The sequence below is a fragment of the Parasphingorhabdus sp. genome (genome assembly GCF_036963805.1).
Classification (GTDB): Bacteria; Pseudomonadota; Alphaproteobacteria; order Sphingomonadales; family Sphingomonadaceae; genus Parasphingorhabdus.
In genome coordinates, this window is the sequence record NZ_JBALUN010000001.1 from 197,006 (window position 1) to 222,025 (window position 25,020).

The 25,020-nt window shown below is 51.8% G+C and carries 25 protein-coding genes; 15 read left to right on the forward strand and 10 right to left on the reverse strand.

Going from position 1 to position 25,020, the window contains the following annotated elements; translation table 11 throughout:
* Nucleotides 1–151: 151 nt before the first annotated feature.
* Nucleotides 152–457, reverse strand: coding sequence for a GIY-YIG nuclease family protein (locus V7676_RS00975; RefSeq protein ID WP_335657790.1), 306 nt, complete (start codon nucleotides 455–457; stop codon nucleotides 152–154).
* Nucleotides 458–581: 124 nt separating this feature from the next.
* Between V7676_RS00975 and V7676_RS00980 the strand changes: the two genes are divergently transcribed.
* Both V7676_RS00980 and V7676_RS00985 read left to right on the forward strand, forming a co-directional pair.
* Complete coding sequence (locus tag V7676_RS00980; RefSeq protein WP_335657791.1) at nucleotides 582–842, forward strand: excalibur calcium-binding domain-containing protein; 261 nt, start codon at nucleotides 582–584, stop codon at nucleotides 840–842.
* An 82-nt stretch (nucleotides 843–924) separates the two neighbouring features.
* Complete coding sequence (locus V7676_RS00985; protein WP_335657792.1) at nucleotides 925–1,413, forward strand: hypothetical protein; 489 nt, start codon at nucleotides 925–927, stop codon at nucleotides 1,411–1,413.
* Between the two features lie 75 nt (nucleotides 1,414–1,488).
* Here V7676_RS00985 and V7676_RS00990 read toward each other — a convergent pair whose 3' ends face one another.
* Nucleotides 1,489–2,769, reverse strand: coding sequence for a dihydrolipoamide acetyltransferase family protein (locus V7676_RS00990; RefSeq protein WP_335657793.1), 1,281 nt, complete (start codon nucleotides 2,767–2,769; stop codon nucleotides 1,489–1,491).
* A 1-nt stretch (nucleotide 2,770) separates the two neighbouring features.
* Nucleotides 2,771–4,948 carry a transketolase gene (locus tag V7676_RS00995; protein WP_335657794.1) on the reverse strand — a complete coding sequence of 726 codons (2,178 nt, stop codon included), beginning with the start codon at nucleotides 4,946–4,948 and terminating at the stop codon, nucleotides 2,771–2,773.
* Nucleotides 4,949–5,257: 309 nt separating this feature from the next.
* Here V7676_RS00995 and V7676_RS01000 point away from each other — a divergent pair, with 309 nt between their 5' ends.
* Entirely contained in the window at nucleotides 5,258–5,728 is a 471-nt protein-coding gene (locus tag V7676_RS01000) for an Lrp/AsnC family transcriptional regulator (RefSeq protein ID WP_335657795.1), read from the forward strand.
* Between the two features lie 253 nt (nucleotides 5,729–5,981).
* Here V7676_RS01000 and V7676_RS01005 read toward each other — a convergent pair whose 3' ends face one another.
* The 3 genes from V7676_RS01005 to V7676_RS01015 form a co-directional block, all read right to left on the reverse strand.
* Complete coding sequence (locus V7676_RS01005; protein ID WP_335657796.1) at nucleotides 5,982–6,800, reverse strand: sterol desaturase family protein; 819 nt, start codon at nucleotides 6,798–6,800, stop codon at nucleotides 5,982–5,984.
* Nucleotides 6,801–6,804: 4 nt separating this feature from the next.
* Nucleotides 6,805–7,239 carry an EF-hand domain-containing protein gene (locus tag V7676_RS01010; protein ID WP_335657797.1) on the reverse strand — a complete coding sequence of 145 codons (435 nt, stop codon included), beginning with the start codon at nucleotides 7,237–7,239 and terminating at the stop codon, nucleotides 6,805–6,807.
* 66 nt (nucleotides 7,240–7,305) lie between these two features.
* A complete protein-coding gene (locus V7676_RS01015; RefSeq protein WP_335657798.1) occupies nucleotides 7,306–7,821 on the reverse strand; it encodes a hypothetical protein in 516 nt (171 codons plus the stop codon).
* Between the two features lie 206 nt (nucleotides 7,822–8,027).
* On the opposite strand from V7676_RS01015, the gene V7676_RS01020 reads away from it, so the two are divergent.
* Together V7676_RS01020 and V7676_RS01025 are read left to right on the forward strand one after the other, a co-directional pair.
* A complete protein-coding gene (locus V7676_RS01020) occupies nucleotides 8,028–8,738 on the forward strand; it encodes a response regulator (RefSeq protein ID WP_335657799.1) in 711 nt (236 codons plus the stop codon).
* A 13-nt stretch (nucleotides 8,739–8,751) separates the two neighbouring features.
* Nucleotides 8,752–10,071 (forward strand): ATP-binding protein, encoded by a 1,320-nt coding sequence (locus tag V7676_RS01025; RefSeq protein WP_335657800.1) that lies wholly within the window; start codon nucleotides 8,752–8,754, stop codon nucleotides 10,069–10,071.
* Here the strand turns inward: V7676_RS01025 and ppc are convergent.
* Both ppc and V7676_RS01035 read right to left on the reverse strand, forming a co-directional pair.
* Nucleotides 10,033–12,750 (reverse strand): phosphoenolpyruvate carboxylase, encoded by a 2,718-nt coding sequence (gene ppc, locus V7676_RS01030; RefSeq protein WP_335657801.1) that lies wholly within the window; start codon nucleotides 12,748–12,750, stop codon nucleotides 10,033–10,035. The two genes, V7676_RS01025 and ppc, sit on opposite strands and share 39 nt — an antisense overlap.
* An 84-nt stretch (nucleotides 12,751–12,834) precedes the next feature.
* Nucleotides 12,835–13,401: an HNH endonuclease gene (locus V7676_RS01035; protein ID WP_335657802.1), complete on the reverse strand. Its 567-nt coding sequence runs from the start codon at nucleotides 13,399–13,401 to the stop codon at nucleotides 12,835–12,837.
* 97 nt (nucleotides 13,402–13,498) lie between these two features.
* On the opposite strand from V7676_RS01035, the gene gluQRS reads away from it, so the two are divergent.
* The 5 genes from gluQRS to egtD all read left to right on the forward strand — a co-directional run bounded on the left by gluQRS (nucleotide 13,499) and on the right by egtD (nucleotide 17,552).
* A complete protein-coding gene (gluQRS, locus tag V7676_RS01040) occupies nucleotides 13,499–14,389 on the forward strand; it encodes a tRNA glutamyl-Q(34) synthetase GluQRS (protein ID WP_335657803.1) in 891 nt (296 codons plus the stop codon).
* A gap of 9 nt (nucleotides 14,390–14,398) precedes the next feature.
* Nucleotides 14,399–14,629: a hypothetical protein gene (locus V7676_RS01045; RefSeq protein ID WP_335657804.1), complete on the forward strand. Its 231-nt coding sequence runs from the start codon at nucleotides 14,399–14,401 to the stop codon at nucleotides 14,627–14,629.
* Between the two features lie 12 nt (nucleotides 14,630–14,641).
* Nucleotides 14,642–15,220 carry a cob(I)yrinic acid a,c-diamide adenosyltransferase gene (locus V7676_RS01050; protein ID WP_335657805.1) on the forward strand — a complete coding sequence of 193 codons (579 nt, stop codon included), beginning with the start codon at nucleotides 14,642–14,644 and terminating at the stop codon, nucleotides 15,218–15,220.
* Between the two features lie 170 nt (nucleotides 15,221–15,390).
* A complete protein-coding gene (egtB, locus tag V7676_RS01055; protein ID WP_335658875.1) occupies nucleotides 15,391–16,569 on the forward strand; it encodes an ergothioneine biosynthesis protein EgtB in 1,179 nt (392 codons plus the stop codon).
* Between the two features lie 23 nt (nucleotides 16,570–16,592).
* Nucleotides 16,593–17,552 (forward strand): L-histidine N(alpha)-methyltransferase, encoded by a 960-nt coding sequence (gene egtD, locus V7676_RS01060; protein ID WP_335657806.1) that lies wholly within the window; start codon nucleotides 16,593–16,595, stop codon nucleotides 17,550–17,552.
* 15 nt (nucleotides 17,553–17,567) lie between these two features.
* Here egtD and V7676_RS01065 read toward each other — a convergent pair whose 3' ends face one another.
* The gene (locus V7676_RS01065) at nucleotides 17,568–18,710 is read right to left on the reverse strand and encodes a DUF1176 domain-containing protein (RefSeq protein WP_335657807.1); all 1,143 of its coding nucleotides are present in this window, start codon (nucleotides 18,708–18,710) and stop codon (nucleotides 17,568–17,570) included.
* A 90-nt stretch (nucleotides 18,711–18,800) separates the two neighbouring features.
* On the opposite strand from V7676_RS01065, the gene V7676_RS01070 reads away from it, so the two are divergent.
* The 5 genes from V7676_RS01070 to V7676_RS01090 are packed head-to-tail and all read left to right on the forward strand — an operon-like array spanning nucleotide 18,801 to nucleotide 24,109.
* The gene (locus V7676_RS01070; protein WP_335657808.1) at nucleotides 18,801–19,670 is read left to right on the forward strand and encodes a 3-hydroxyacyl-CoA dehydrogenase NAD-binding domain-containing protein; all 870 of its coding nucleotides are present in this window, start codon (nucleotides 18,801–18,803) and stop codon (nucleotides 19,668–19,670) included.
* Between the two features lie 25 nt (nucleotides 19,671–19,695).
* Nucleotides 19,696–20,841 carry an epoxide hydrolase family protein gene (locus V7676_RS01075; RefSeq protein ID WP_335657809.1) on the forward strand — a complete coding sequence of 382 codons (1,146 nt, stop codon included), beginning with the start codon at nucleotides 19,696–19,698 and terminating at the stop codon, nucleotides 20,839–20,841.
* Between the two features lie 6 nt (nucleotides 20,842–20,847).
* The gene (locus tag V7676_RS01080; protein WP_335657810.1) at nucleotides 20,848–21,768 is read left to right on the forward strand and encodes an ABC transporter permease; all 921 of its coding nucleotides are present in this window, start codon (nucleotides 20,848–20,850) and stop codon (nucleotides 21,766–21,768) included.
* Complete coding sequence (locus V7676_RS01085) at nucleotides 21,765–22,565, forward strand: ABC transporter permease (RefSeq protein ID WP_335657811.1); 801 nt, start codon at nucleotides 21,765–21,767, stop codon at nucleotides 22,563–22,565. Before V7676_RS01080 ends, V7676_RS01085 begins: the two co-directional genes overlap by 4 nt.
* Nucleotides 22,562–24,109, forward strand: coding sequence for an ABC transporter ATP-binding protein (locus tag V7676_RS01090; RefSeq protein WP_335657812.1), 1,548 nt, complete (start codon nucleotides 22,562–22,564; stop codon nucleotides 24,107–24,109). Before V7676_RS01085 ends, V7676_RS01090 begins: the two co-directional genes overlap by 4 nt.
* 93 nt (nucleotides 24,110–24,202) lie before the next feature.
* Here the strand turns inward: V7676_RS01090 and V7676_RS01095 are convergent, their stop codons facing one another.
* Nucleotides 24,203–24,973, reverse strand: coding sequence for a TorF family putative porin (locus V7676_RS01095; protein WP_335657813.1), 771 nt, complete (start codon nucleotides 24,971–24,973; stop codon nucleotides 24,203–24,205).
* Nucleotides 24,974–25,020 lie beyond the last annotated feature (47 nt).

A 25,020-nucleotide genomic window follows, 5' to 3' on the forward strand; every position in this document is an offset into this window, starting at 1 on the left:
GCTGATAGTGCATTGTTTTCCCCTTCCTTCGTCATCCTGAACTTGTTTCAGGATCTCTTGGGTTTGGTGCGTTGTTTGGGGATAGATCCTGAAATAAATTCAGGATGACGAGGTGGTAGTTCAGGACGACGAGTTTTGGGGCCGTTTTCTGTTATCCGAGCGGCGTAAACCCCAAATCCTCGGCGAGATCGCGCCATTGGGGATTGGCGGCTTCGATCAAATTGATCTTCCATGGTCGGTGCCAATTTTTCAATTGCTTCTCTCGCGTAATGGCCAATTCCATTGTGCCGAGCTGTTCGAAATAGACCAGCCGCTTCAGCCGGTATTTCTGGGTGAAGCCGGGGACTACGCCTTCGCGATGCTGATGGATGCGTTGCATTAAGTTCGAAGTTACACCGATATAGGGCGTACCGTTGGGCCTGTTGGTGACGATATAGACGGTGGGTTGGAAGCTCATGGGTTTAGGGTTGCGCTATTTGGATCCTGAAACAAGTTCAGGATGACGAATGGGGTGGGGGTGACCGTTTCTGTCAATTCTCGCTTTTACTGTATTTTAATTCCCAATCACCAATATTCATCCCATGCTGAAAGACTATTTCTTGTTAAAAACCGTGTTGCCGCTGGCAGCCTTGACTTTTAGCGGCGTCTATACGCTTTCTGCTCCGCGCTATACGGCGCCGGTTGAAGAACCGAAGGCGGTTGAACGCTCGGTATTTTATTCGGGGTGCAACGAAGTGCGCGCAGCCGGAAAAGCGCCGCTTTATCGCGGCGATCCGGGCTATCGCGAAGGTATGGACGGAGATAATGACGGCATCGCGTGCGAGCCCTATCACAGATATTAATCTGGGCCCGTCACCGCGCGTTTTCCCAACACACCAAAAAACCGCTTTCCTACACGCGCCGCTTTATGCCTTAATCCGCGCCATGAAAAACAACCCACATCCCAAATCCGACCCGCGCAGTGCCGCTGTCCAGAACCGTCGTGTCTCGCGCATTCCCGCCTTTACTCCCGTTGAGCTGCGCGCGCGGCATGATGGGTGGACGCCGCTGCGGCAGGCGGAGTTTCTGGGCTATCTCGCCGAAACGCGCGGGGTCAAGCAGGCGGCGGCGCGGGTGGGGAAGAGCCGGGAGAGTGCCTATCGGCTGCGCCGCAAGCCGGGGGCGGAAAGTTTTGTTGCGGCGTGGGACTCCATATTGGGCGTGCAAAATACACCCCCGCCAAAGGTCACACTAGAAACGGTGTTTCAGCGCATCCGCATGGGCCGATACCGCCCCGTGATGCGCGGCGGGCGCTATGTCGGGACGCTCGAAAAACCTGACAATAGCGCGCTTTTGACCGCCTTATCACATCTCGATCGCGTGGCTCCACCGGAAGAAGAGATCGGCCACGGCGCGAAAAGTAAGAGCAAATAAAAAGGGGCTTCGGTGTGAACCGGATATTTTGGTTAGGCCGAAGAGCCTATCACAGCAAATCAGAACTGTTCGGCATTATATTAGCATCCGTATTGGGTTTTCAACTATATCACGAAATGCCGCCATAAATTGCGCAGCGGTGGAGCCATTAATAGCCCGGTGATCGAAGCTTGCAGTAGCGGCCATAATGGTCGCAAGGCCAATTTCTCCGTCGACTCTCCAAGGCTGCTCTATCCCTGCGCCAATTCCCATGATGAGCGCTTGCGGTGGATTAATCACAGGAAACATTTCGTCGATTCCGAACATGCCTAAATTGGATATTGATGCAGTACCGCCGTGATAATCTTCTGGCTGTAACTTTCCGGAACGGGCTTTTCCCGCCAGTTCCTTGCTCTGCAAAGCCAGTGCGGAAAGAGAAATTCCACTGGCGTTACGGATTATTGGAGTAACCAGACCGCCATCAATTGCCACTGCCATTGAGATATCTACACGCTTAAACTGGTAGATATGTTCCTCGTTGAATTGGACATTTATTTCCGGTACTTCGGTCATAGCGATCGCTAGTGCTTTGATGAGCAGGTCATTGATGGATAATTTTATGCCTCGCGATTCTAGCCTGCCATTAAGCTCGCTACGTTGTTTAATCAGCCTGTCGAGACAGCAGCGAATTGTAAGGTAAAAATGGGGGATTTGTTGTTTAGATTCGGTTAGTCGGCGGGCGATTGTTTTTCGCATGGACGTCAACTTAACTAGCTCGAAGGGAACATCGGCAGGGGGATCATAAGTAGGGGCCGATGAAGTTACGTGGAGCGAGGGGGTATTGGCTGATATGTCAGGCAAGGATAATATGTCAGGCAAGGATAAATCGGCCTTTACAATACGGCCATTTGGGCCGCTGCCCTTTATATTCGAGACAGAAATTTTCCGGATGGCCGCGATACGGTTTGCCAAAGGAGATATTTTTATATTCTCATCAATTATCAGCGGCTTATGCTCAACGGAGATATTCGCTATGCCTGATGTTGATGTTGCAACGCTCATCGGTTCAGGCAAATTTTCTTTTGAAGCAGGTTTTAAATCTTCTTCCCGAATAATTGCCGTGTCTACGACGTCCCCTTCTTCGGCTAACCGCGCGATAACGGTACCGACCATGACATCGTCGGTGCCCTCTGCTATTAACAACTCAGCAATAATACCTTCATCGATCGCTTCAAATTCCATGGTTGCTTTGTCGGTCTCGATCTCAGCAATCATGTCGCCCGGCTTGATGGCATCTCCCGCCTCTACAAGCCATTTGGCAAGCGTGCCTTTCTCCATGGTTGGGGAAAGAGCAGGCATTTTCAATTGTATGGCCATATTAATTTCCTATAAAAAGTTCCGCAGCAGCGTCGATAATCGCATCGCTATCGAGCCGGTATGTGCGATATAGATCAGATAAATCACCGGTTTGACCAAAGCGGTCTGTTCCAAGTGGGCTGACGCGCATGCCTGAAACAGCGCCGAGCCATGATAGCGCAGCAGGTGATCCGTCCAATATAGTTACCAAACCGGCGGATGGGGAAAGTCGTGAAAGTAACGTTTCCGCATGACAGGGTTCGGCACGCTTGTTTTCCCACCGAGCCGCCCGCTGCGCCGACCAGTCGCGATGGAGAAGGTCAGGGGAGGTCACATTCAATAACCCTAATCCCGGTATATCTTCCGCTAAAGTATCGAAGGCGGCAAGTGCTTCCGGCGCGACTACACCGGTGAAAATAATGGCCGCTTCGGCGCCGGGGGCCGGTTCGCGTAACCAATAACCTCCTTTTAGGGCATTAACTTCCCATGCCTCATCCTCGCGCACTATCTGGGAGATGGAACGGGTGCTTAATCGAAGATATACTGACGATCCGTCTGGAGCTTGCAGATGGCGAAATGCATGCGCCATCATCAGGGCAACTTCATCTGCAAAAGCCGGCTCATAATAATCGAGATTCGGTTGCCCCATCCCGATCAGCGGCGTGTTTATCGATTGATGCGCACCACCTTCTGCGGCTAGCGTTAGGCCCGAAGGCGTGCCGACAAGTAAGAAGCGCGAATCCATATAGCAGCCATAGTTAAGCGCATCGAGCCCGCGTGCAATAAAGGGGTCATATACTGTTCCTACGGGAATTAGGCGTGTTCCAAAGTGGGGAGAAGCCAAGCCTAGCGAGGCAAGCATCAAGAAGAAGTTGTTTTCGGCAATACCAAGCTCAATATGCTGTCCCGCTTCATGCGCGGCCCATTTTTGAGCTGAGGGAATTTTCGCCTTTTGGAAAACATCGATAAGTTCACGTCGACGAAATAGGCCGCGTTGATTGACAAATGCGCCGAGATTGGTGGTCTGTGTTACATCGGGGGCAGTGGTAACGATATGATCTGCAATTTTGGCTCCTGATTTGGAGAGGTGCAGCAAAATTCGCCCAAAGGCTGCTTGCGTGGATTGTTCTGCATTGTCGGGTACAGGAAGCCGATCGGGAACAGGGATTATAGGGCCTGGCTTTTCTGCTTTCTTTTTTGTGAGCGGAGAGTTTTGAATAAAAGCTTGCAGTTGAGCTGCCATATTCGCCCCCAGTCCGCTCCACGGCTCCCATTCTGTTCCTTCAGCGATGCCTAAAGAATCGCGCAGCCCTTCGATTTGCGGCGTGTTCAGCATGCCGGAATGATTGTCTTTGTGCCCAGCCAACGGTAGGCCATAGCCCTTCACAGTATAGGCAATGAAAATTGTTGGTGTTTCATCCTGTGCGCTGTCGAACGCATCCATTAGGGTCTCGATGCAGTGACCACCTAAGTTGGTCATGATATCAGCGAGGGCAATATCGTTGTAGCTTTCTATAAGTTTTTTAACCCCTGACTTGTTACCGATATCCGCCATCAAACGTATGCGCCAGGCCTCACCACCTTGATAGGTGAGTGCTGCAAAATCCGCGTTAGGACAATTGTCTATCCAATGTTGTAGTGCCTTGCCGCCCGGGCGCGCGAAAGCTGCAAGCTGCCGCTTGCCATATTTGAGGTTTAACACTCGCCAGCCACAAGTTTCAAAAATATCATCAAAACGGGAAAACATTCGATCTGCTGTAGTACTATCAAGTGACTGTCGGTTATAATCAACAATCCACCAACAATTGCGAATGTCATGTTTGTAGCCTTCTATAAGGCATTCATAGATGTTACCTTCATCAAGCTCGGCGTCGCCCATCAATGCTATCATCCGCCCGCCATCCTGTGCGGCCAGCTGACCATGTGCAATCAGATAATCTTGTACCAAGCTACTGAAGGCGGTGATCGCGACACCTAATCCGACGGAGCCCGTAGAGAAATCGACAGGGATGCTGTCTTTAGTACGCGATGGATAGCTTTGAACGCCTCCGAAGGCGCGAAAGCGCCGTAATTTATCGAGGCTCTGATTGCCCAGTAAATAATGAATTGCATGGAGTAACGGACCCGCATGGGGTTTTACTGCAACCTTGTCATTCGGACGAAGCCCATAAAAGTAAAGCGCCGCCATTATCGCAGTCATTGAGGAACAACTTGCTTGATGGCCGCCCACTTTCAAGCCGTCGCGTTTTGGCCGAAGGTTGTTCGCGTTGTGCACTGTCCAAGATGAAAGCCAACGTAGACGGGTGTCTAACGCTTCGAGTTTTTTGACGATATTCTGTCTGTTTTCATCCTGCGTATCAGCTGAACTTATAGTGTCTATAGTCATCATGTATCCCTCAGTTTTAAGCATTTTGTAGAATAAATACGCAGGAATGTAATTGCGTTGTGAATGAATTAGAGGTAGCAATTTGGCATATTATGCCAATTTTTTTCTGAAAAAGAGTAATTTATGCTTAATTATAACATTGATGATATTGATCGCCGTATATTGATTGCGCTTCAAGAAAATGGCCGTGCAACTAATTATGAGTTATCTGAACGTGTTGGATTATCGCCCAGCCCCTGTTTGCGTCGCATCAGAGTATTAGAAAGTACCGGAGCGATCGAGCGCTATACCGCACTTGTAAATCCTGAATCTTTGGGTCTTTCTGTCACTGCTTTCGTAAGGGTAAGGCTCGGAGGGCAGGACGACCGTCATCTAGAAGAATTTGAAAATACCATCGCAGATTTTCAAGAAGTTATGGAATGTTATCTTATGACCGGGGAGGCTGATTATCAGTTGCGTGTTCTGGTATCATCACTTGCTCATTTTGAGGATTTTTTACGTCAAAAATTGACGCGAATTGATGGCGTATCTCAAGTTACAACCAGCTTTGGTTTGAGGCCAATCGTCTATCGTACCGCCCTGCCTATTTCTTGATCCCACATGGATTTCCGGTGTAATTTGGTCACGATCCACATGATCTCATTGCAATCGCAGTTGCCAGAATTTCCGGCTCAGTTGTAAGGCTAGCCGGGCGACGCTATCTTCTCGATGAATCGCGTAGCGCAGTGTTAGAGACCTGCCACTGGGGCGGTTGAGTTCCTGCTACGGATCGGCCCGGTCAAGCTCGATCCACGCTAAATCGTACCGACGCAAACAGATCAAATACTTGCCAAAGCAAAAAGAGCCCTCATGCCGGTGGACCGGATATAATTCTCCACCGCTCTCGCCAATGCTTTTCTTGTTTAAGATCGGCAAAGAGCCGCCGCCATTCACTAAAGGCGATACGAAATGGATTGTTTGAATGCTCGCCATGCACCAGCCCGTAATCAAGCTTCCGGCCCCGGGGTTCGGCCACAAATGTCCCGAATATCCGGTCGAAAACAATCAATACTCCGCCAAAATTGCAATCAAGCCATTGGGTTTCGCGGCTATGATGGGCGCGGTGGTGCGACGGCGTGTTCAGTACCCATTCCAATGGACCTAAATGCCTGATGGCTTCGGTATGCAGGACATATTGATAGGCAAGGTTGATACCGTTAAGCGTTACCACAACGATCGGTGGAAAACCCACAAGGACCAGCGCAGCAAAAAATAGCCAGCCGCCGGAAATCAGCCCCGTCCAGCCTAAGCGGATTGCGGCAGGCAGCACCATCTGCGTTGCGCTATGGTGCACCGCATGGGTCGCCCAAAGCCAGCGCACGCGGTGACTTGTGCGGTGGAACCAGTAATAAGTGAATTCCAGAACGACAAAACCAACGACCCATGTCCGCCAGTCATCGACAGGAAATTGCCACGGCGTTATGCGCCCGAACAGCGACATTACAGCCAATATCACAACAGCCGAAAGTGGTTTGATCACTGCTTGTCCTAAGGCGATACCTAGGCTTGCCATGACCTCACCCCGATCATACCCACGCACAGTGGCGTGTTTGCGCCAGAGATATTCAACGACACCAAGCGCGACAAAAATTAGCGCAAGCCAGGGTCGTTGAAACATAAATTCCATGGCATTATCTTCCTTGCCGCAACGATTTGATGGTTGCAGCAGCAAGCTCGATTTCTGACCGGGTTACGACGTTATCGTTGTTGCTGTCTGCCCGGTCGAACATGGCCATGGGACTGTTTATGAATTCCGCGCGGCTGATACGTCCATCATGATTGTGATCATATATTTTGCGCATTTCTAAAGGGCGGCCATTGTCCCATTTCGCACGCGCAAATCGGGGCAGATCTTCTTTGCTGAAATAGCCGTCATGATCGCGGTCCATTTTTGCCCATTGCGTTTTGCGCCAGACCGACATTTCTTCACGAGAAATCTGGTTATCTCCGTTTGCGTCGGCTTCCATCATCCGGGCCGCAAATTGATCGAAATTGGGCTGGGCCAATGACGGCGTTGCAACCGTGATAAAGGCCAAAGCGGCTATATATTGAACAGTTATCTTCATGTCTTCATCCTTTTCGAAAGTTTCGCGGAGCCATGTCGGGGGAACATGGCTCCGCGAGGGTGCGTATTATCGCGGGCAAGCGATGACCGCACCCGAAGCATCGGCGCAACTACCGCTATGCACGGGCTTTCCTGTTGCGGGGTCGATCGTTGTCGATCCCTGATAGCTATTGCCGGTGGTCGCATTGGTTGCCGAGGTCGTACGACCACCGCTCCAATTCCCATTTGCGTCGCGTGCGACCGCACTGTCGCTGTTCACGCTTCCGCGCGCTCCACTAGCGGCATAGCCGCTGTTGCGGGCCGCGCTGCCATCGGGATTAACTGTCGTGTTGCTGCCGCGCACGGACGTCCCACCATTAGGCGTGCGATAGGCACCGCCGCTGGCCCGGGTGACTGATCCGTCCGTATTTTGCCGTGTACCGCGGGCACGAACGGCGCTGCCACCATTGGGGCCCTTGGCCGCCGTTACGCCGCCATTAGCGCCGCGCGCTTTGATTACACCTGATCGTGCTTCGGCGGCACCAGTTGCCATTACCAAGGAAGACGCCAATATGCCGATGATAATTTTCTTTGAATTTTTCATGCTTAAATCCTTTCAAAACAATCCGGCGGACAGTGGGAGGGGATAGTAGTGTCCGTCCGGTGAAGACTGTTCTGACAAGAAAATGCAACATGGTGATGTCGTGAAAGTGGGACTATGTTGCAAATAGTGACGTGGGCGCCCTGTTGTCACAGTTTGTCACATATTCCATACTGGTAGCGAATGCGGCTGCATGGCAAGTAGGCATTATGAGCAAAAAGCAACTTTCCATCCTTGTGGTCGATGATGACCAAGAACTGCGTGCATTATTGCAGCGTTTCCTTGGCGAGCATGGGTTTCAGGTCCGCACAGCGGAAAACGGCGTGATGCTGGACAAGGCGCTGGAGCGCGAACCACCTGATCTGATCGTGCTTGATCTGATGATGCCCGGGGAGGGTGGGCTGTCCATATGTCGGCGGTTGCGTGCCGCTGGCGAAACAGTCCCCGTCATCATGCTCACCGCAAAGGGGGATCCGGTAGACCGGATATTGGGGCTGGAAATGGGCGCGGATGATTATCTTGCCAAACCCTTCACGCCGCGAGAATTGGTTGCCCGCATCGCGGCGGTGCTCCGCCGGCTTGACCCTGATCGTGCCATGGGGCGTGATGAGCTTGTTGAAATCGGTCCGTTCTCGATCAACTTCTCTGCCATGTCGGTTGCGCGCGGGGGGCAGGCACTCACTTTATCCTACCGCGAATTTGCCTTGCTGGCGGCGCTTGCGCGCAGTCCGGGCAGGCCGCTTAGCAGAGCGCAGCTTATCGACCGGGCGATGGGCCGCGATGCCGAGGTGACAGACCGTGCGATTGATGTGCAAATTGGCAGGCTGCGCAAGGCGCTGGGTGATGATCCGCAATCGCCGCGTTATGTCCGCACAGTTTGGGGGACCGGCTATGTGCTGGCCAATGGCAGTGAGCCATGAAAAGGTGCGGGTTATGAAAAACAGCCTGCTACGCCGCAACATCCGTTTGCTGGTTGGCGTCGTTTTGGCGGGGCAATTGCTGGCGGGCGCGATGGTGCTCGTTCTGGTGCTTCGTCCGCAAACTATAAGGGTTGCCGATATTTCCGCGCATATGCTCAACACCGTTTCGTTGGTCATGCAAGACCAGCCCCCGGCCGAACGCGCGCGTATTGTGCAAAATATCAATGACGATGCAAGCATTAGCCTGCGCCGTGCAAGCGATCCTCCCGGCGCTGACGGGCGGGCATTTCCCAATTTCCTTGAGCGGATGTTCATGCGTGCCTTGGCGCAGCGGCTTAGCTCGCAAGACGCAATCCAATGGCGGACGGATGCCGAACGGCATTTGTGGATGGAGGTTGATCTTGGCGGGGAGCCCTATTGGGTCAATATCACGCCGCCGCGCATTGCGGGGCCGCTGCTCAGTCTTTTTATCGCTATGTTAATTGCATTTTTGGTGGCGGTTGCTGGCGGGCTATTGTTGCAAAGGCGGCTTGATCGCCCGCTCCGCGCATTGGTACGGGGTGTCGCATCTTATGTTCCGGGATCAAGCCCGCCGCGTATCATCATTGATGGGCCGCAGGAAATCACTGATGTTGCCCATGCGTTTAATGACATGGCGAACCGCATTGATACGCATGAACAGGAACGTACGATGATGCTTGCAGGAGTTAGTCACGATCTGCGCACTCCGCTGGCCCGTCTGCGTTTGTCGGTTGAAATGATGCCCCACGATGATGAGGTTTTACGCGAAAGCGCCCACCGGCAGATAGAACAGATTGACCATATGCTCGGTCAGTTTCTAGACTATGCCCGCTCCGGTGGCGACGAAGCGCCGCAGCCTGTCTACCTCTGCGATTTGCTGGCCACAGCAGCGCAAGATGCGGGGATGGCAGATGTTTCAATCGATGCCGAGCCTGATCTTACCTTTATGCTGCGTCCGTTTGCGATCAGACGTGCGATAAAAAACCTGCTCGAAAATGCCGGGCGCTATGGGGTGCCGCCTGTTTCATTGCGCGCGCGCAAGGGTCCGGCTGAACTGGTCATCGAAATTATCGATCAGGGGGCCGGGTTTGATCCTGCAATGACAGAGCATTTTTGTAAGCCCTTTACCAAAGTGGACACAGCGCGCAGCAAGCAAGGCACGGGCCTTGGGCTAGCGATTGCGCACGGCCTTATTGAGCGCGAAGGCGGTGGTTTAACATTTAGTCGCTCTGAGCTAGGCTTTGTAGCTCGGATCACATTTTATACAGGAAACTCATCCGCTGTTCCGGAGTGCGGTCGCAATGGCGTTTAGCGACAATTGTATTCCTTCCCCAATTCTGGGATCCTCTTCACCGGCGCGTAGGCGTTTCATTAGCTCAATCTGTAAATGGTTGAGTGGTTCGATATAGGGAAGGCGCAGTTCAATGCTATTAAACAAGGATGGGTTTTTTGCCAGCAGGTGCGGCTGATCAGTAATTTCCAGTAATATATCACGGGTTTGTTCCCAGCCGGATTTGATCCGACCAAACATGCTATCGCGAAGGCCCTTATCCTCGACGAGTTCAGCATAGCGTGCCGCAATGCCCATGTCAGATTTGGCCAATACCATTTCCATATTGGATAGGCTGGATTGAAAAAATGGCCAGATTTTTGCCATGTCTTTTAGCTTTTCGACATCATCAAAAGCGACCAGCGCTTGCCCGACGCCATACCAGCCAGGCAGCATCACTCGGGCCTGTGCCCAGCTGAATACCCATGGAATCGCGCGTAAATCTTCGATTTTGTCGCTTTTGGTCCGGCTAGCGGGGCGCGATCCTATTTTCAATTTTGCGATTTCGGTTAATGGCGTCATTTGGCGAAAGAAGGTCCGGAAACTATCATCGCCATAAACCAAATCACGATATTCCGCGAAAGCAGTTTGGGAAATCTGATCCATCGCATCGGCAAAACCGGCCTGAACTTTTGCGTCGGAAGAATCGGGTTCGAGAGAACGGAGCAAGACCGCTGATGTCATCGCTTCCAAATTGGTCTCTGCCACTTCCATCGTGCCATATTTGGCGGCAATCACTTCCCCTTGTTCGGTAATACGAATACGGCCGTCTACCGTGCCCTTGGGTTGAGCTTTGATCGCGCCAAAAGCAGAGCCGCCTCCGCGTCCTACGGCACCACCGCGTCCGTGGAATAGCTGCATTTTAACGCCAGCCTTTACGAATACGGGTGTCAATGCCTGGCTAGCCTTGAACAAGCTCCAAGTGGAGGTCAGATAGCCGCCATCCTTGTTGCTATCAGAATAGCCGATCATCACTTCTTGAGCGCCGCGAGAGCGGGTCAGGGCTTGCATTTCCGGCAGAGCAAAAAAATCGGTCATGACTTGGGGAGCATTCTCTAAGTCAGCAACCGTCTCGAACAAGGGTACGGCCATGATCGGGCAGGTCGGCGAAGCTTCTTTGTCGGCGGGCGCGTGATACAGTCCAGCTTCCATCAACAGAACATAGACTTCCAATATGTCGGAGACAGTCTCGCCGTTGCTTATATTATAATTCACGATCACTTCCGGACCATATTGATCATGTGCTTGTGCAGCCGCGCGTAGGATGGACAGCTCCTTGGCCGTTTCCTCGCTATAGTTGATCCATGGACTAACCAAGGGCCGATTATTCGCTAATTCCTGACGCAGGATTTTGACGCGAGTTTGTTCGTCCTGTGCGAGATAGTCAGCCTCTACGCCTGCCTCCGAGAGCAGTTCTGCTATGACCCGTTCATGGATGCGGCTATTTTGGCGCATGTCGAGCGTGGCGAGGTGAAAACCGAAAAGCTCCACCGTGCGGATAAGCCGCCCCAAAGCTCCTGAAGTTGCAAATACACCCTTGCCGCCAGAGCGCAGTCCATGAGCTAGGGTTGCAAGATCCTCCCGCAATTGCTGCGGATTATCATAGGCCTGGGCGATGATGGAGGAGGGACGTCCGGGGACATGGCCGCACAGCTTAAAATGAGTTGCAGACAGTCGTGCATAGATGCCGGAGAGTGCCCGGCGATATGGTTCATCCTTGCGGCTCGGCGCATTGTCGCCGCTGGTTTCCGCCAAAGTGATCACTTCGTCCGGAACATCCGCGAGCTCAGTCGAGATGCTCAATTCGGCACCCAAAGCATGAATGCGCGCCAGATAATAGCCGATTACCGTCTCGGCCGCGCGTGATAGTGCCTCTCGCATCGCATCAGCATCGACGAAGGGGTTGCCGTCACGGTCGCCGCCGATCCAACTTCCCAATTTTAGGAAGTTGGGAAGCCGTGCACCGATCACTTTTTCCCATTTACCGTAAAGTTTGGGCAGAACCGGCAAGAAGACGTCGCGCATATAGCTTTGCGAGATTTGCACCTCATCGGTTACAAAAAGACGCTCGCGGCGTAGGGGACGGGTTTGCCATAATAAAGCGATTTGCCGCATGATTGCTTCGTCAAGCATGTCGCCTTCGGGCGTACTAATGGCCCCAGTATCTTTCATGAGCAATAATTCGGCAATACGTGATTTATGGTCTATCATGCTCTTGCGCCGAACCTCTGTGGGATGGGCGGTCAGCACCGGCGCGATCAGCGCATTGTCGAGCAGGGCCAGTATCGCTTTTTTGTCGACGCCTTCACTAGCAAGCTTTGCAATAGCTTCGGCAACGCTGGCGCCTTCTTCTGCCGCTACACCTTGCCGGTCCTCCGCAAGATTGGCGAGTAATGAAAAGAGCATGAAGCCGCGCACAAAGGCTGTAGTCTCGTCCAGCGTCAGCGCATCAAGGCCGGGGTCAATCGCATCGGCATCAGCCAAACCGCGGTGCCGATCGACACTGTTTGAGCGGATATATTCGGTGCGGCGGTATAATTCCTCTCCGCCATACGATCGGATGACATCCCCCAGCAACTTGCCGAGATATTTTATATCGGGATTTTGACGAACAACTAGAGCAGGTGTCGCCGACGAGTCTTTGGGGCTGATATCATTCATGCCGCAATGCTGCACTGCAACGACGAGGTGGTCAAGGCAATCTCAGGCTGAAGGGAGAGAAATTAAGGGGTGGGGGGAGTACGCTCAACCCTCTAATTCTACATCCCAGTATAGCCAATCATGCCAGGTATCATGCAGAAAATTAGGCGGAAAAGCGCGGCCATATTCCTGGAGCTGCCAGTTGGTCGGTTTAATCGGTCGTGCCGACAGCTGCATATGGGCCTCTTTAGGGGTGCGTCCGCCTTTTTTCAGGTTGCACGGTAGGCAAGCGGTGGCGACATTCTCCCATGTGGTACGCCCTTTCTGACGGCGCGGGATAACATGGTCAAAAGTTAGGTTATGAAGACTGCCGCAATATTGGCACGAAAATTTGTCACGCAAGAATAGGTTGAATCGGGTGAATGCGGGATATTCCGACGGCTTCACATATTTCTTTAGGGCGATGACCGAAGGAATTTTCATGTCGAGATTGGGGCTATGAACTTCGCGTTCATAGCTGGAAACAATATCAACCCGATCCAGAAACACTGCCTTAATCGCGGTTTGCCAAGGCCACAGGCTTAATGGATAATAGGATAATGGCGTATAATCAGCGTTCAGCACCAGCGACGGGCAACTTTCGGGATGCCGCAACAGGTCGGGGTGATACATAGTATAGCTACTCCCTTAGTCTTTGACTGTCTGTCCTATATCCGCAAGAACATGACATGGTCATTACAACCGACAACAAGACAACATTATCTTCGCTATGAGGTCAAGTGGAGATGTTCGCCCAGATGTTGTGGTGCGCTTTGCGCCTAGCCCCAATGGATGGCTGCATTTAGGGCACGCCTATGCTGCTTGTATAGCTTATGATTATGCTCGGGCACATAGCGGGTCATTGCTGTTGCGGATCGAAGATATTGATATCGGCCGTAGCAAACCCAGATTTGTCGAAGCGATATTGGATGATTTGCTTTGGCTGGGCCTCGATTGGGACGGAGATGTGATTTTTCAATCTAAGCGGCTGGACAGTTATGCCGAAGCGGCTGAGCGGTTAAAGAGCTTAGGTTTGCTCTATCCTTGCTTTTGTTCCCGATCAGAAATGCGCGCGGTGCAGGAAAGCGAAGGGTTAGGCGAGGGACCGGACGGCCCGATCTATCCCGGAACTTGTCGTGATCTCGATCATCAGGTCGCGCGTGCAAGAATGACGGATGAGGCATATAGCTGGAGACTGGATGTTGCAAAGGCGGTTCATTTAGCTGGCAAACTGACTTGGCACGATGAACGGCATGGCGAGCAAATTGCTGATCCGGCCTCCTTGGGAGACGTCGTATTAATCCCCAAAGACACACCGGTCAGCTATCATCTCGCCGTTACATTGGATGATGCGCGGGATGATATTACCCACGTCGTACGCGGTAATGATTTATTCCCCTCGACCCATATCCACCGATTGCTGCAAGCGTTGCTGGAATTGCCGACACCGAAATATGTTCATCATCCGGTGTTGCTCGATGAAACGGGCCATAAGCTCTCGAAGAGCCGGGGTTCTGATTCATTGGCCTTCTTGCGCGAAGCGGGTAAGAATGGCCGTGAACTGGCGGAAAATTTACGAAAAGGCATTTTCCCGGTTGGAATTACTCTGTCGAAGGACTAGTTAAGAGTCATGAGCTATATATTGATATTATTGATCCTGGTAGCCGCGGGCGCCGTTGTTTTTGCGTTAGCGCGGGGGCTGATCGCTTTTGCGAATATGGAACCGGAAGATGTTGATGCTGATGGCGTGACGGCGTCGCATAAAAAGCAAAACCAGATGATGTTTGCTCGGGTAAAATATCAGGCTATTGCAGTGGTTTTGGTTGCGTTGCTGTTGTTGTTGGCTGGCGGCCAAAGCTAAAATCTATCCTGGATGGTCAAGCTCAATAAGATATATACAAAGACCGGTGATGACGGAACTACCGGCTTGGTCGATGGATCGCGTATTGCAAAAAACGATGCGCGCATGGCGGCCATTGGTGATGTGGATGAACTGAACAGTGCGCTTGGCGTCGCGATTTGCGAGGTTGCAGATGCCCCATTGGTCAAGTCGCTGCGTGTGATTCAGAATGAATTGTTCGACCTTGGCGCAGATTTGGCTACGCCGGCAAGTGAAGGCGACGATTTCGCGCCATCGGAAATGGTACTTCGTGTCACACTATCACAGGTAGAACGACTCGAAGGAGAGATTGACGCCGTCAATGATCATCTCGATCCGCTGACTAGCTTCATTCTGCCAGGCGGTGACAAATCCGCAGCAGCGATCCATTTGGCACGTGCAATTGCGCGCCGGGCGGAACGGACTGCCGTGGCGGCGGCACAGCTCATGGCAATTAACCCTCAGGCCCTCGCCTATATCAACCGGCTGTCGGACTATCTTTTTGTCCTTGGCCGGATGCTTAATGAACACGGGAAAGCCGACATATTATGGGTTCCCGGCGCATCCCGCTAACAAGTAGGTCCATCGCTTAAATGCAACGCGACTAGAAAATGTGCAACCTGCAGGCGCAAATATAGGTGGTTGACCCCAAGGTCGTTCGCGCTATGTTCTATATATGATGAACGGACGGAGTAGGACCAATCACTCGCCAAGCCGAAACTAGAACGACGTATTCGGGAAGTATCGAGAAATCCCCGAGAAAAAAGGATTTAGCGGACAGGTTTGAGTCCATAAGATCCCATAGTGCGTTGCTGATCACCGGATTGAGCGACGCTGATACTACCGCCCAGTCGATGGATGATGCTTCTCCAGCTAAATGGCATTTGGCCCATACCACTTGGTTTTTTGAAACCTTTCTGCTGCGCGACAATGTGTCGGGCTATGGCGTGTTCGATGAGGCTTATGCCTATTTATTCAACAGCTACTATGAAGCAGAAGGTGCGCGACATGCGAGGCCAGAGCGCGGCCTGTTGACTAGGCCATCACTGGAGGACGTGCTGAATTACCGGGCTCATATAGATGCGGCTATGATGTCGGCGATAGAAGGATTTTCGGACGCTTTGCTGGATCTGGTTGAACTCGGTTTGCATCATGAACAGCAGCATCAGGAATTGCTGCTGACCGACATATTGCACTTGTTTTCATGTAACCCGCTTGGGCCAGCTTTGCTTGAGCCAAAGCCACGGCCTGCGATTATCGAAACCCCGATTGGATGGATTGAAGGCGCAAATGGTTTGCAATCTATCGGCCACGACGGAGTGGGGTTTGCCTTTGATTGTGAAGGCCCACGCCATGAAGTTATGCTGCATCCCCATGCGATCGCCGATCGTCCGGTGACCAATGGTGAGTGGCAGAGATTTGTGGCGGATGGCGGATATGCCGACCCGCGACATTGGTTGTCCGATGGCTGGTCTTGGGTACAGAAACAAAAAATTGATACACCGCTCCACTGGCGGGGGCGTGATGGCGTGACCGAAGAATTTACCCTGCAAGGCTGGCGTGAACTGGTTCTATGCGCGCCGGTTCGCCATATTAGTTTTTATGAGGCTGATGCCTATGCCAGTTGGGCGGGAGCAAGGCTTCCGACCGAGCAAGAATGGGAGGTCGCCAAGCAAAATAGATTACCCGCTACCGGCAGTGTTTGGGAATGGACCGGTAGTGCCTATCGCCCTTACCCCGGATTCAAAGCAGCTGAGGGCGCAGTCGGAGAATATAACGGCAAATTTATGTCAGGCCAATTTGTACTCAAAGGCGGAAGCGTCGTGACTCCTCCGGGCCATATCCGGGACACATATCGCAATTTCTTTTACCCCCACCAACGTTGGCAATATACCGGCTTGCGGCTCGCCAAAGATCTTTAATCGCGCAAAGGACGCTCTTATCCATGGATATGACTACCAGCCGCGTTGACTCGGCTTTCAAAGATGATGTCTTGCGCTGCTTTGAGCGTGAAATTTATGCAATCCCTGCGCGATGGCTTTATGATCGGCAAGGGTCGGAATTATTTGAACAGATTACCGATCTTGCGGAATATTATCCGACACGTACAGAAACCGACTTGTTGAAACGCTATAGCGCCGAAGTTACCGAAATGACTGGTAGCAATCGCGCGGTGATAGAATTTGGTTCCGGCAGTTCGACGAAGACCCCGCATTTGTTGCGCGCGGCTGACCCCGCCGCCTATGTGCCGATTGATATTTCTGGTGAATTTCTGGCGCATAGTGCTGCGCAGTTACAGCAGCAATTTCCTGATCTGGCTATTTACCCGCTGGAAGCAGATTTTATGCGGCGATTAAATTTGCCGGATGAAGTGAAAGATATGCCTAAGCTAGGCTTCTTTCCTGGATCGACGATTGGTAATATGATTGCCCGGACATCGGTCGACTTGCTTCGTTTCATGCGAGAGACACTAGGACTTGGTTCTCAGCTTTTGATTGGCTTTGACCGGGTTAAAGATACGGATACGCTCGTTGCGGCTTATGATGATAGTGCCGGGGTGACGGCAGAATTCTCGCTGAATTTATTGCATCGGATCAATCGCGAATTAGACAGTGATATTGCTGTAGATCAATTCCGTCACGTCGCTGTCTGGAATGACTTGTTTGCGCGGATAGAAATATATCTGGAAGCCCAGTCGGACGTCTGTTTTTCAATTGATAATCGCTCGTTTAATTTAGCAAAAGGTCAGCAAATCCACATTGAAAATAGCCATAAATATGGTTTGCGCGATGCGCGTTTGATGCTTCGGGCTGGCGGCTGGTCGCCGGTCTGTGAATGGAGCGACGAACGGGATTATTTCTCACTGGTTCTGGCAAAGGCGGATGCATTCAAGCACGCACCATAGGAGAGGGTCTACTGCTTATTCGGGCGAGTGAACCTGTTTTGCTGGACCCTTTTTAGCTGGTGCTGCCGCCTTCTGATATTTAGCGCGCCATGTGGTAATCCATTCATAGGCGCCGCGACATTCCTCCATACTGCTGGCTTCGATTAGGCGAAATTGCTCGCCATCCCAGACAAAACTTTCGGCGCTTCCGCAATCGCCCAATCCTCTGCCCTTGGCGTGACTGCTCAATATCTGGTTTTCTGCATCCCAATGCGCATTGACTAGCAAAGGAGCGCGACCCTCTCCGCCCCATCCGGGTTGTAGATCAAAGGTTGCAGGACGGAAGGCCCAACTCGCTCCATCTTTCTCATTGCCTTTAATTTCACCGATATAGGGCGCGCTTGAAAAATTATAGGCTCCGGAACCGCAGGATATAAGTACAAGCGCGCGATGGCGGCCGTCTTTTTTACCCATCGGATAGATTTGATCCTCGACGACACCAAAACGTTCATCTTTGCAAACCGAATTCTCCACCAGATCGACAATCTCGGTGGTTGCGGGGATACGTTTTGCTGTTTCCCATTGCTTTACCGATATTGTTGGAATCTCAATCTGAAGCGGCTTAAACGTGCGGCGACCCTTGGATACCAAAGCGGTTCGAGTATATGCGCGTTTTTGTTTGGCATCCATATAGCGCAGGGCGGCTGTGGAGCCGGCAAGCGATATTTTAGTTAAATTTTGTCCATCCGGACCGATTATTTGCAACTTTTTGCCTTTTATAATGGCACTCGTCACTTTTGCCGCGTCTGTGCCGACAATTTCTATTGCATAATCGCCCTCAATAAGCGGGCCGGTATCAACCAAACGGCCATCAACAAGCATCTTGAAGCGGTCAATATTCCCGTCCTGTAATAGCACTACGACTTTTAGAATATCTTCATCATCGGGCGTGCGGGTAATTGAAATTGGTCCGCCCCAGTCATCATAAGCGCTGCCAGACATGTCGGCTACCAGAGAAACCGCCTGACAATTGCCGATATTGTCGCATCCGACCGACCAGTCTTTGAAGACTTTTATCTCACCGGGTGCGGGAGTGGGTTGCGGGATCGGCGACGACACACTTGCTGTCGCCGCAGCTAAAAAGGCAAATAAGCCAATAGTGGAAATAATAGGGGGCATATTTGTAATCTAGCCAGTTTGACAGACAATCGCTAGTGCCTTCTGGTGTCAGCATTAACAACTCGGTAATGACAAAGAAAAGGGACTATAATGAAATCAATCGGTATCATCGGATCAGGACAAATGGGTGCTGGAATTGCGCAGGTTTCCGCGCAGGCGGGCTATCATGTTTATTTGTCAGATATGAACCAGGAGATTGCGGAAAAGGGCAAGGCAGGAATTGCCAAGCAATTAGCGCGGTTAGTCGAAAAAGAAAAAATCGAGCAACAAGCGGCAAAAACCGCGCTGGACCGGATAGAAACGATAGGGACTCTGGACCCGATGGCCAGTGCCGATATCATCATAGAGGCCGCGACCGAGCGTGAAGATGTCAAGCGTCAAATTTTTGGAGCCGCGTCCGAAATTTTGGGCCATCAAGCGTTGTTGGCGACCAATACGTCTTCCATATCAATCACACGGCTGGCGCAGTCCGTCAAAGATCCATCCCGGTTCATTGGCGTGCATTTCTTCAATCCGGTTCCGTTAATGGGCTTGGTTGAAGTTATTCGCGGGCTTGCGACCAACGACCATAGCGTTGCTATGGCGAATGACTATGTGATGGCGCTCGGAAAGCAGGCAGTACATGCAAAGGACTCGCCGTGTTTTGTGGTTAATCGTATTTTGTTGCCGATGCTCAACGAAGCATTTTTCGCTCTAGGTGAAGGGACTGCTTTGATGGAGGATATCGATCGCGGCATACAATTGGGACTGGGGCATCCGATGGGCCCGATTACCTTGGCTGATATGATTGGTCTTGATACGCTGCTCGAAATATTGCGGGTTCTGCAAAATGACTTTGGTGATCCCAAATATCGTCCTGCACCAATATTGATGAAATATGTCGAAGCTGGCTGGCTGGGGCGCAAAACCGGTAAAGGTTTTTATGACTATTCGGGAGAAACGCCGGTGCCAACGATGTAATCCAGACGGCGAAGGAGATGATGCGATGAGTGATACGATCAGAGACTTTCAGATTGATATTCCGCAATCTGCTTTGGACGATTTGAACACACGGATTGACATGACACGTTGGCCTGATCCGGAGCCAGTGGGCGACTGGAGTCAGGGTATCCCGCTCGATTATGTTCAGAAAGTCGCTGACTATTGGCGGGATAGTTATGACTGGCGCCGGTGTGAGGATATGCTCAACCAATATCCGCACCATATGACGGAGATTGACGGGATCGATATCCATTTCATGCATATCCTGTCCCCGGAAGCTACTGCCCGCCCCCTCATAATGACACACGGTTGGCCGGGTTCGATAATTGAATTTATGGACGTTATCGGACCGCTGACTGATCCTGTTTCCTATGGTGGTAAGGCAAAGGATGCCTATCATCTGGTTGTTCCATCACTACCCGGATATGGATTTTCTGGGAAACCAACCGAAACCGGATGGGGCGTGGAAAGAATTGCAAAGGCTTGGGATATATTGATGTTGCGGCTGGGCTATGATCGCTATTTTGCACAGGGCGGCGATTGGGGCGCGCTCGTCACCTCGGCTATCGGTGTCCAAAACCAGGGTCATTGTGCCGGTATCCATATTAATCTCGTCGTCGCTGGAGCACCGCCGGAAGAGGTGCTCCAAAATCCGACGCCAGATGAGCAATCTTCGCTCGCACGTTTTGGGGCTTATCAAACACAGGGGGGAGGCTATGCTGAAATTCAGCGCACCAAACCACAGACTTTGGGCTTTGGACTTGCTGACTCTCCAGTGGGCCAAATGGCTTGGATTCTTGAGAAGTTTCAAGGCTGGTCCGATGGAGCAACAACGCCGGATGACAGTTTTGATCGCGATCGTCTGCTCGATAATATCATGCTGTATTGGATCAATAATACAGGGGCGTCCTCGGCCCGGCTCTATCGAGAGAGCTTTGGTAGTCCCGATTTTGAACCGGTTCATTTGGCAACGGGCTGCAGCATTTTTCCTAATGAAATTGTAGTACCGTCCCGTCGCTGGGCTGAACAACGCTTCAAAAACCTTCGATATTGGGGAGAACCCTCAAAAGGAGGTCATTTCGCTGCTATGGAAGTGCCCAAATTGTTTCTTCACGAAGTGCGCAGTTGTTTCGGTGGTATGGACCTGTAACGCTAGATGTTAGCACTAATCGCAAGGCGGTTAATGACAGCGGTTCCGACGCTGCTTGCGATTATAGTGGCATCCTTTTTTTTGATGCGTGTTGCTCCCGGCGGTCCATTTGACGGAGAGCGACCGTTATCGCCGGAAACACAGGCGGCGTTACAAATCGCTTATGGTCTCGACAAACCGCTTTGGGAACAGGCGTGGCTTTATCTCTCTCGACTTGCTCAAGGCGATTTCGGGCCCTCACTGGTGTATCGCGATTTTACGGTGACAGAATTGGTGGCGCAAGGATTGCCATTATCACTAATGCTGGGAGGGTTGGCTATAATATTGGCTTTGTTCGTTGGCATTTCGGTGGGTCTTTTTGCTGCGGTTAAGGCGGGCAAGACAGCGGACAAGGCCATGATGATAATGGCAACGGTGGCGACCGCATTGCCGACATTTGTCACGGGGCCTGCTTTGGCTTTGTTTTTTGGATTGTGGCTTGGTTTGTTACCGGTTTCGGGTGCTGGTGAAGGTTTGTCGTGGTTGCTCATGCCTGTCGTAGCGCTTGCACTTCCGGTATCCGGTGCCATCGCCAAATTGACGAGAGCTGGTCTGGCCACGGTGTTAAAACAGGATCATATCCGCACCGCCAGAGCTCGCGGATTGCCGGAAATAAAAATCCTGTTCAAACATGGCTTGCGTCCCGCACTGGTACCGGTAGCTAGTTATCTGGGACCGGCGGCAGCGAGTTTGCTAACGGGCGCGGTGGTGGTGGAAACTGTTTTCGGATTGCCCGGATTAGGGCGCTATTTTGTACAAGGTGCGCTGAACCGGGATTATCCTTTGGTGCTAGGCGTGGTTACGCTTTATGCGGCGCTCATAATATTGTTCAACCTATTTTCTGACCTGATATACGGCTGGCTGGATCCGCGGATGCGTGAAGAATGAAAGTGTTGTTACAGCGCAGCCATTGGCCTCTTTGGATTATATTGTTGCTGATTATATTAGCACTGATCCTACCAACAATCTTGCCATGGACTTATGATCAGGTCGACTGGGATGCCGTGCGCGCGCCGGCGTTTAGTGGAACGCATATTTTCGGTACAGATGAAATCGGTCGCGATCGCCTCGCACGTCTCGCGGCGGGAACGCGAGTAACTTTGATGGTCGCGATTGCCGCTGCTTTGGTGTCATTGTTTGTCGGCATAGCGTGGGGCGCGACGGCAGGCTGGGTTGGCGGAAAAGTTGATGAAGCGATGATGCGCTTTGTCGATGCGCTTTATGCACTACCGTTTATGTTCATTGTGATCTTGCTGATGGTGATCTTTGGCCGTTCGATCCTGCTGGTATTTATTGGTATCGGATTGATCGAATGGCTTACAATGGCCCGTGTGGTGCGAGGGCAGGTAATGGCACTGAAACAGCGGCCATTTATTTTGGCAGCCGAGGCTGCTGGTACGCCTTCGCTTAGGATCATTCTTACGCATATCCTGCCCAATATTGCGGGCGTTGCTCTTGCCTATCTGATGCTTACAGTACCACAAGTGGTGATGGTCGAGAGCTTTCTGTCCTTTCTTGGTCTGGGTGTGCAGGAACCGCTGACTTCCCTTGGCATATTGGTCAAGGAAGGCGCTGACGATATGGATATGACCCCGCTCGGCCTTTTCTTGCCGGGCGGGCTGCTGGTAGTGATTCTAGTTTGTCTGACCGTCGAGGGCGAGCGATTAAGAGACATATATTCATGAGCCTTTATGAAATCCGGAATATGGCCATCGAAATTGATGGCAAGCGTCTGGTGGAAGGTGTGAATATCAATGTGGAGCAGGGCCAATGCACTGCGATTATTGGAGCATCTGGATCAGGCAAAAGCTTATCTTGTCTTACGCCCTTTGGTTTGACGCCCGGGAAACTGTCCGGTTCGGTAATACTCGACGGAATCGATTTGGTCCGGGCAGATGCGGTCCAGAGGCGAACGGCGCGTAGCCGATCGACCGGCTTTATTTTTCAACAGCCATTGACGGCGTTGACTCCCCATTTGACCATCGGGGCGCAGCTTCGGGAAGCGGCTGCTCAGGCTGGCCCATCGGTTTTGTCAAAATACCAACTTATAGAGAAATTGGAACGTGTCGGACTGTCGCGGCCGGACGAGCGGCTGGATCAGTTTCCCCATCGGCTATCCGGTGGAGAACGGCAGCGGGTCATGATCGCAGCCGCCATTGCCCATCATCCTAAATTGCTGATTGCTGATGAACCAACCAGCGCACTCGACGCAAATTTGCGCGGCGAAATCATGGAGCTGCTCGATGAACTGCGCAGAGAACAGGGGCTTGCGATGTTGCTGGTTAGCCATGATCTTGCCTCGGTTGAGGGACATGCTGATCATCTGATCGTGATGGACCAGGGCAGGGTGATGGAAAGTGGCCCCACAGCGCAGCTCATCGCCAATCCGCAGCAAGACTATACAAAAAGATTGATCGCTGCCACCCCGCGCCTCGATGAACCTGCGCCTGACCTACCGGCAGTTGGTGATATTCAGATGGAAACAAAGGCTGCGACCATTAGTTTTCCGCGGCCCGGCTGGCGGCGCGGGAAAATAAATGCTGTAACCGCTGCCTGTTTGCATGTTCATAAGGGTGAGGGGTTAGCTATTGTTGGGAGCTCGGGATCAGGCAAATCGACTCTGGGTAGGGCGATAGCCGGTATTGGTCCACTGACTTCCGGATCGATAAATTGGCAAGATAAGGCCTTGCCTGAACATCGTGCGCGAACTCTGGCTATGCGGGCCTTGATTCAGCCGGTATTTCAAGATCCGGTGGCGAGCTTAGATCCACAGTGGAAGGTTCACGATATTGTGGCGGAACCGCTAAAAAGCCTGCGGCCTGAGATTGGCCGAACAGAGCGCGAGGAGATGGTGCTAAAAGTGCTTGATGATGTGGGGTTAGGTGAGGCCTATCTTGATCGTTCCCCGAAAAGCTTATCGGGAGGTCAGGCGCAGCGTGTTGCTATTGCCCGGGCTATCATTGCCGGTCCGCAGCTATTGGTGCTCGATGAAGCGACATCGGCGCTTGATCCCTTGGTTGGAGCTTCCATATTGGAACTGCTGGTAAATTTGCGAAAAGCCAATGCGCTTAGCATCATTTTCATCACCCATGATATCGCCATTGCCCGGCGGCTTTGCCATCGCATTGCGGTGCTGGAGGAAGGCCATATTGTCGAAATGGGAGATATGGAATCGGTTATTAATAACCCGCAGGCACTGGCCACAAAAAAAATGATCGCGGCTAGCTAGATAGGGCTAGCGGTCATAAAAAAGGCCGCTCTTCCCCAAGAGCGGCCTCTTCATGTGTGACGAATCCAAGAGTGAATTCAAAACCTATAAGGCTTAGAAGGATACGCCGAGACTGAACACAACAGCACTGTCTGTGAACTTGTTAACCGCAGGCGCATCGGTATCTGTATATGCGATGCTGGCGGTCAGATTCTCGGTGACTGCCCAATCGGCGCCTAGTTTCCAATCGATGTAATTGTCATCGCCGAGGACGCCAACTGGATTACCCAATGAGCCATCATTAATGCCGATATTGGCATTAAGAGAAATTGGCGTATTCGGAATGCCGCCGGAAACACCGGTGTAAATATAGACGTTGTCGTCATTGCCAAGGGAAGACTGATCCCAAGCATAGGCGATACCGGATTTCCATTCAACTGGACCAATTGTCGTTGAAACAGAAGCATAAGGCTCAAAATAGTCGCTTGGACCTGCGCCGTTCTGACCGTTTGGATAGACATAGTAAAGCAAGCCAACATCGACGGTTAGACCTGGGGTGACTTCACCGGACCAGCCGCCATATACGTCGAGCTCGGTGTGGCCGTAGGTTGGGCTATCTTCGATGGAAGAGGCCCAAGTACCAACATAGAAACCGCTTTCATGAGCAACATCAATGCCGCCTTGAATTGCGATATCACCGTCGGATAAAGACAGGCCGCGGAAGCGGTAATCAGATGTCAGTGTGGCATTACCAGAAACTGTAAGACCGCTGCCTTCGATTTCTTGAGCGAAAACAGGTGCTGCGGTGGTTGTGAATAGGACGGCCGAAAGACCGATAATTGCGGATTTGGCTTTGATGCCAAATGTTGTTTTGGACGTGCGCATAAAGATTCCTTTTTGTTGATGCGAGTCGCCCCTCCTGTAATTTGCCC

What these genes read in the sequence shown, in the direction of transcription:
- V7676_RS00975 (WP_335657790.1), bottom strand. Translation starts at nt 457, where the DNA reads ATGAGCTTCCAACCCACCGTCTATATCGTCACCAACAGGCCCAACGGT.
- V7676_RS01035 (WP_335657802.1), bottom strand. Translation starts at nt 13,401, where the DNA reads ATGTATCACCCCGACCTGTTGCGGCATCCCGAAAGTTGCCCGTCGCTG.
- V7676_RS01050 (WP_335657805.1), top strand. Translation starts at nt 14,642, where the DNA reads ATGGTCAAGCTCAATAAGATATATACAAAGACCGGTGATGACGGAACT.
- V7676_RS00990 (WP_335657793.1), bottom strand. Translation starts at nt 2,769, where the DNA reads ATGGCCATACAATTGAAAATGCCTGCTCTTTCCCCAACCATGGAGAAA.
- V7676_RS01080 (WP_335657810.1), top strand. Translation starts at nt 20,848, where the DNA reads ATGTTAGCACTAATCGCAAGGCGGTTAATGACAGCGGTTCCGACGCTG.
- V7676_RS01070 (WP_335657808.1), top strand. Translation starts at nt 18,801, where the DNA reads ATGAAATCAATCGGTATCATCGGATCAGGACAAATGGGTGCTGGAATT.
- V7676_RS01000 (WP_335657795.1), top strand. Translation starts at nt 5,258, where the DNA reads ATGCTTAATTATAACATTGATGATATTGATCGCCGTATATTGATTGCG.
- V7676_RS01015 (WP_335657798.1), bottom strand. Translation starts at nt 7,821, where the DNA reads ATGAAAAATTCAAAGAAAATTATCATCGGCATATTGGCGTCTTCCTTG.
- ppc (WP_335657801.1), bottom strand. Translation starts at nt 12,750, where the DNA reads ATGAATGATATCAGCCCCAAAGACTCGTCGGCGACACCTGCTCTAGTT.
- V7676_RS00980 (WP_335657791.1), top strand. Translation starts at nt 582, where the DNA reads ATGCTGAAAGACTATTTCTTGTTAAAAACCGTGTTGCCGCTGGCAGCC.
- V7676_RS00995 (WP_335657794.1), bottom strand. Translation starts at nt 4,948, where the DNA reads ATGACTGCGATAATGGCGGCGCTTTACTTTTATGGGCTTCGTCCGAAT.
- V7676_RS01005 (WP_335657796.1), bottom strand. Translation starts at nt 6,800, where the DNA reads ATGGAATTTATGTTTCAACGACCCTGGCTTGCGCTAATTTTTGTCGCG.
- V7676_RS01020 (WP_335657799.1), top strand. Translation starts at nt 8,028, where the DNA reads ATGAGCAAAAAGCAACTTTCCATCCTTGTGGTCGATGATGACCAAGAA.
- V7676_RS01010 (WP_335657797.1), bottom strand. Translation starts at nt 7,239, where the DNA reads ATGAAGATAACTGTTCAATATATAGCCGCTTTGGCCTTTATCACGGTT.
- egtD (WP_335657806.1), top strand. Translation starts at nt 16,593, where the DNA reads ATGGATATGACTACCAGCCGCGTTGACTCGGCTTTCAAAGATGATGTC.
- V7676_RS01045 (WP_335657804.1), top strand. Translation starts at nt 14,399, where the DNA reads ATGAGCTATATATTGATATTATTGATCCTGGTAGCCGCGGGCGCCGTT.
- V7676_RS01025 (WP_335657800.1), top strand. Translation starts at nt 8,752, where the DNA reads ATGAAAAACAGCCTGCTACGCCGCAACATCCGTTTGCTGGTTGGCGTC.
- V7676_RS01085 (WP_335657811.1), top strand. Translation starts at nt 21,765, where the DNA reads ATGAAAGTGTTGTTACAGCGCAGCCATTGGCCTCTTTGGATTATATTG.
- V7676_RS01095 (WP_335657813.1), bottom strand. Translation starts at nt 24,973, where the DNA reads ATGCGCACGTCCAAAACAACATTTGGCATCAAAGCCAAATCCGCAATT.
- V7676_RS00985 (WP_335657792.1), top strand. Translation starts at nt 925, where the DNA reads ATGAAAAACAACCCACATCCCAAATCCGACCCGCGCAGTGCCGCTGTC.
- V7676_RS01075 (WP_335657809.1), top strand. Translation starts at nt 19,696, where the DNA reads ATGAGTGATACGATCAGAGACTTTCAGATTGATATTCCGCAATCTGCT.
- gluQRS (WP_335657803.1), top strand. Translation starts at nt 13,499, where the DNA reads ATGAGGTCAAGTGGAGATGTTCGCCCAGATGTTGTGGTGCGCTTTGCG.
- V7676_RS01090 (WP_335657812.1), top strand. Translation starts at nt 22,562, where the DNA reads ATGAGCCTTTATGAAATCCGGAATATGGCCATCGAAATTGATGGCAAG.
- V7676_RS01065 (WP_335657807.1), bottom strand. Translation starts at nt 18,710, where the DNA reads ATGCCCCCTATTATTTCCACTATTGGCTTATTTGCCTTTTTAGCTGCG.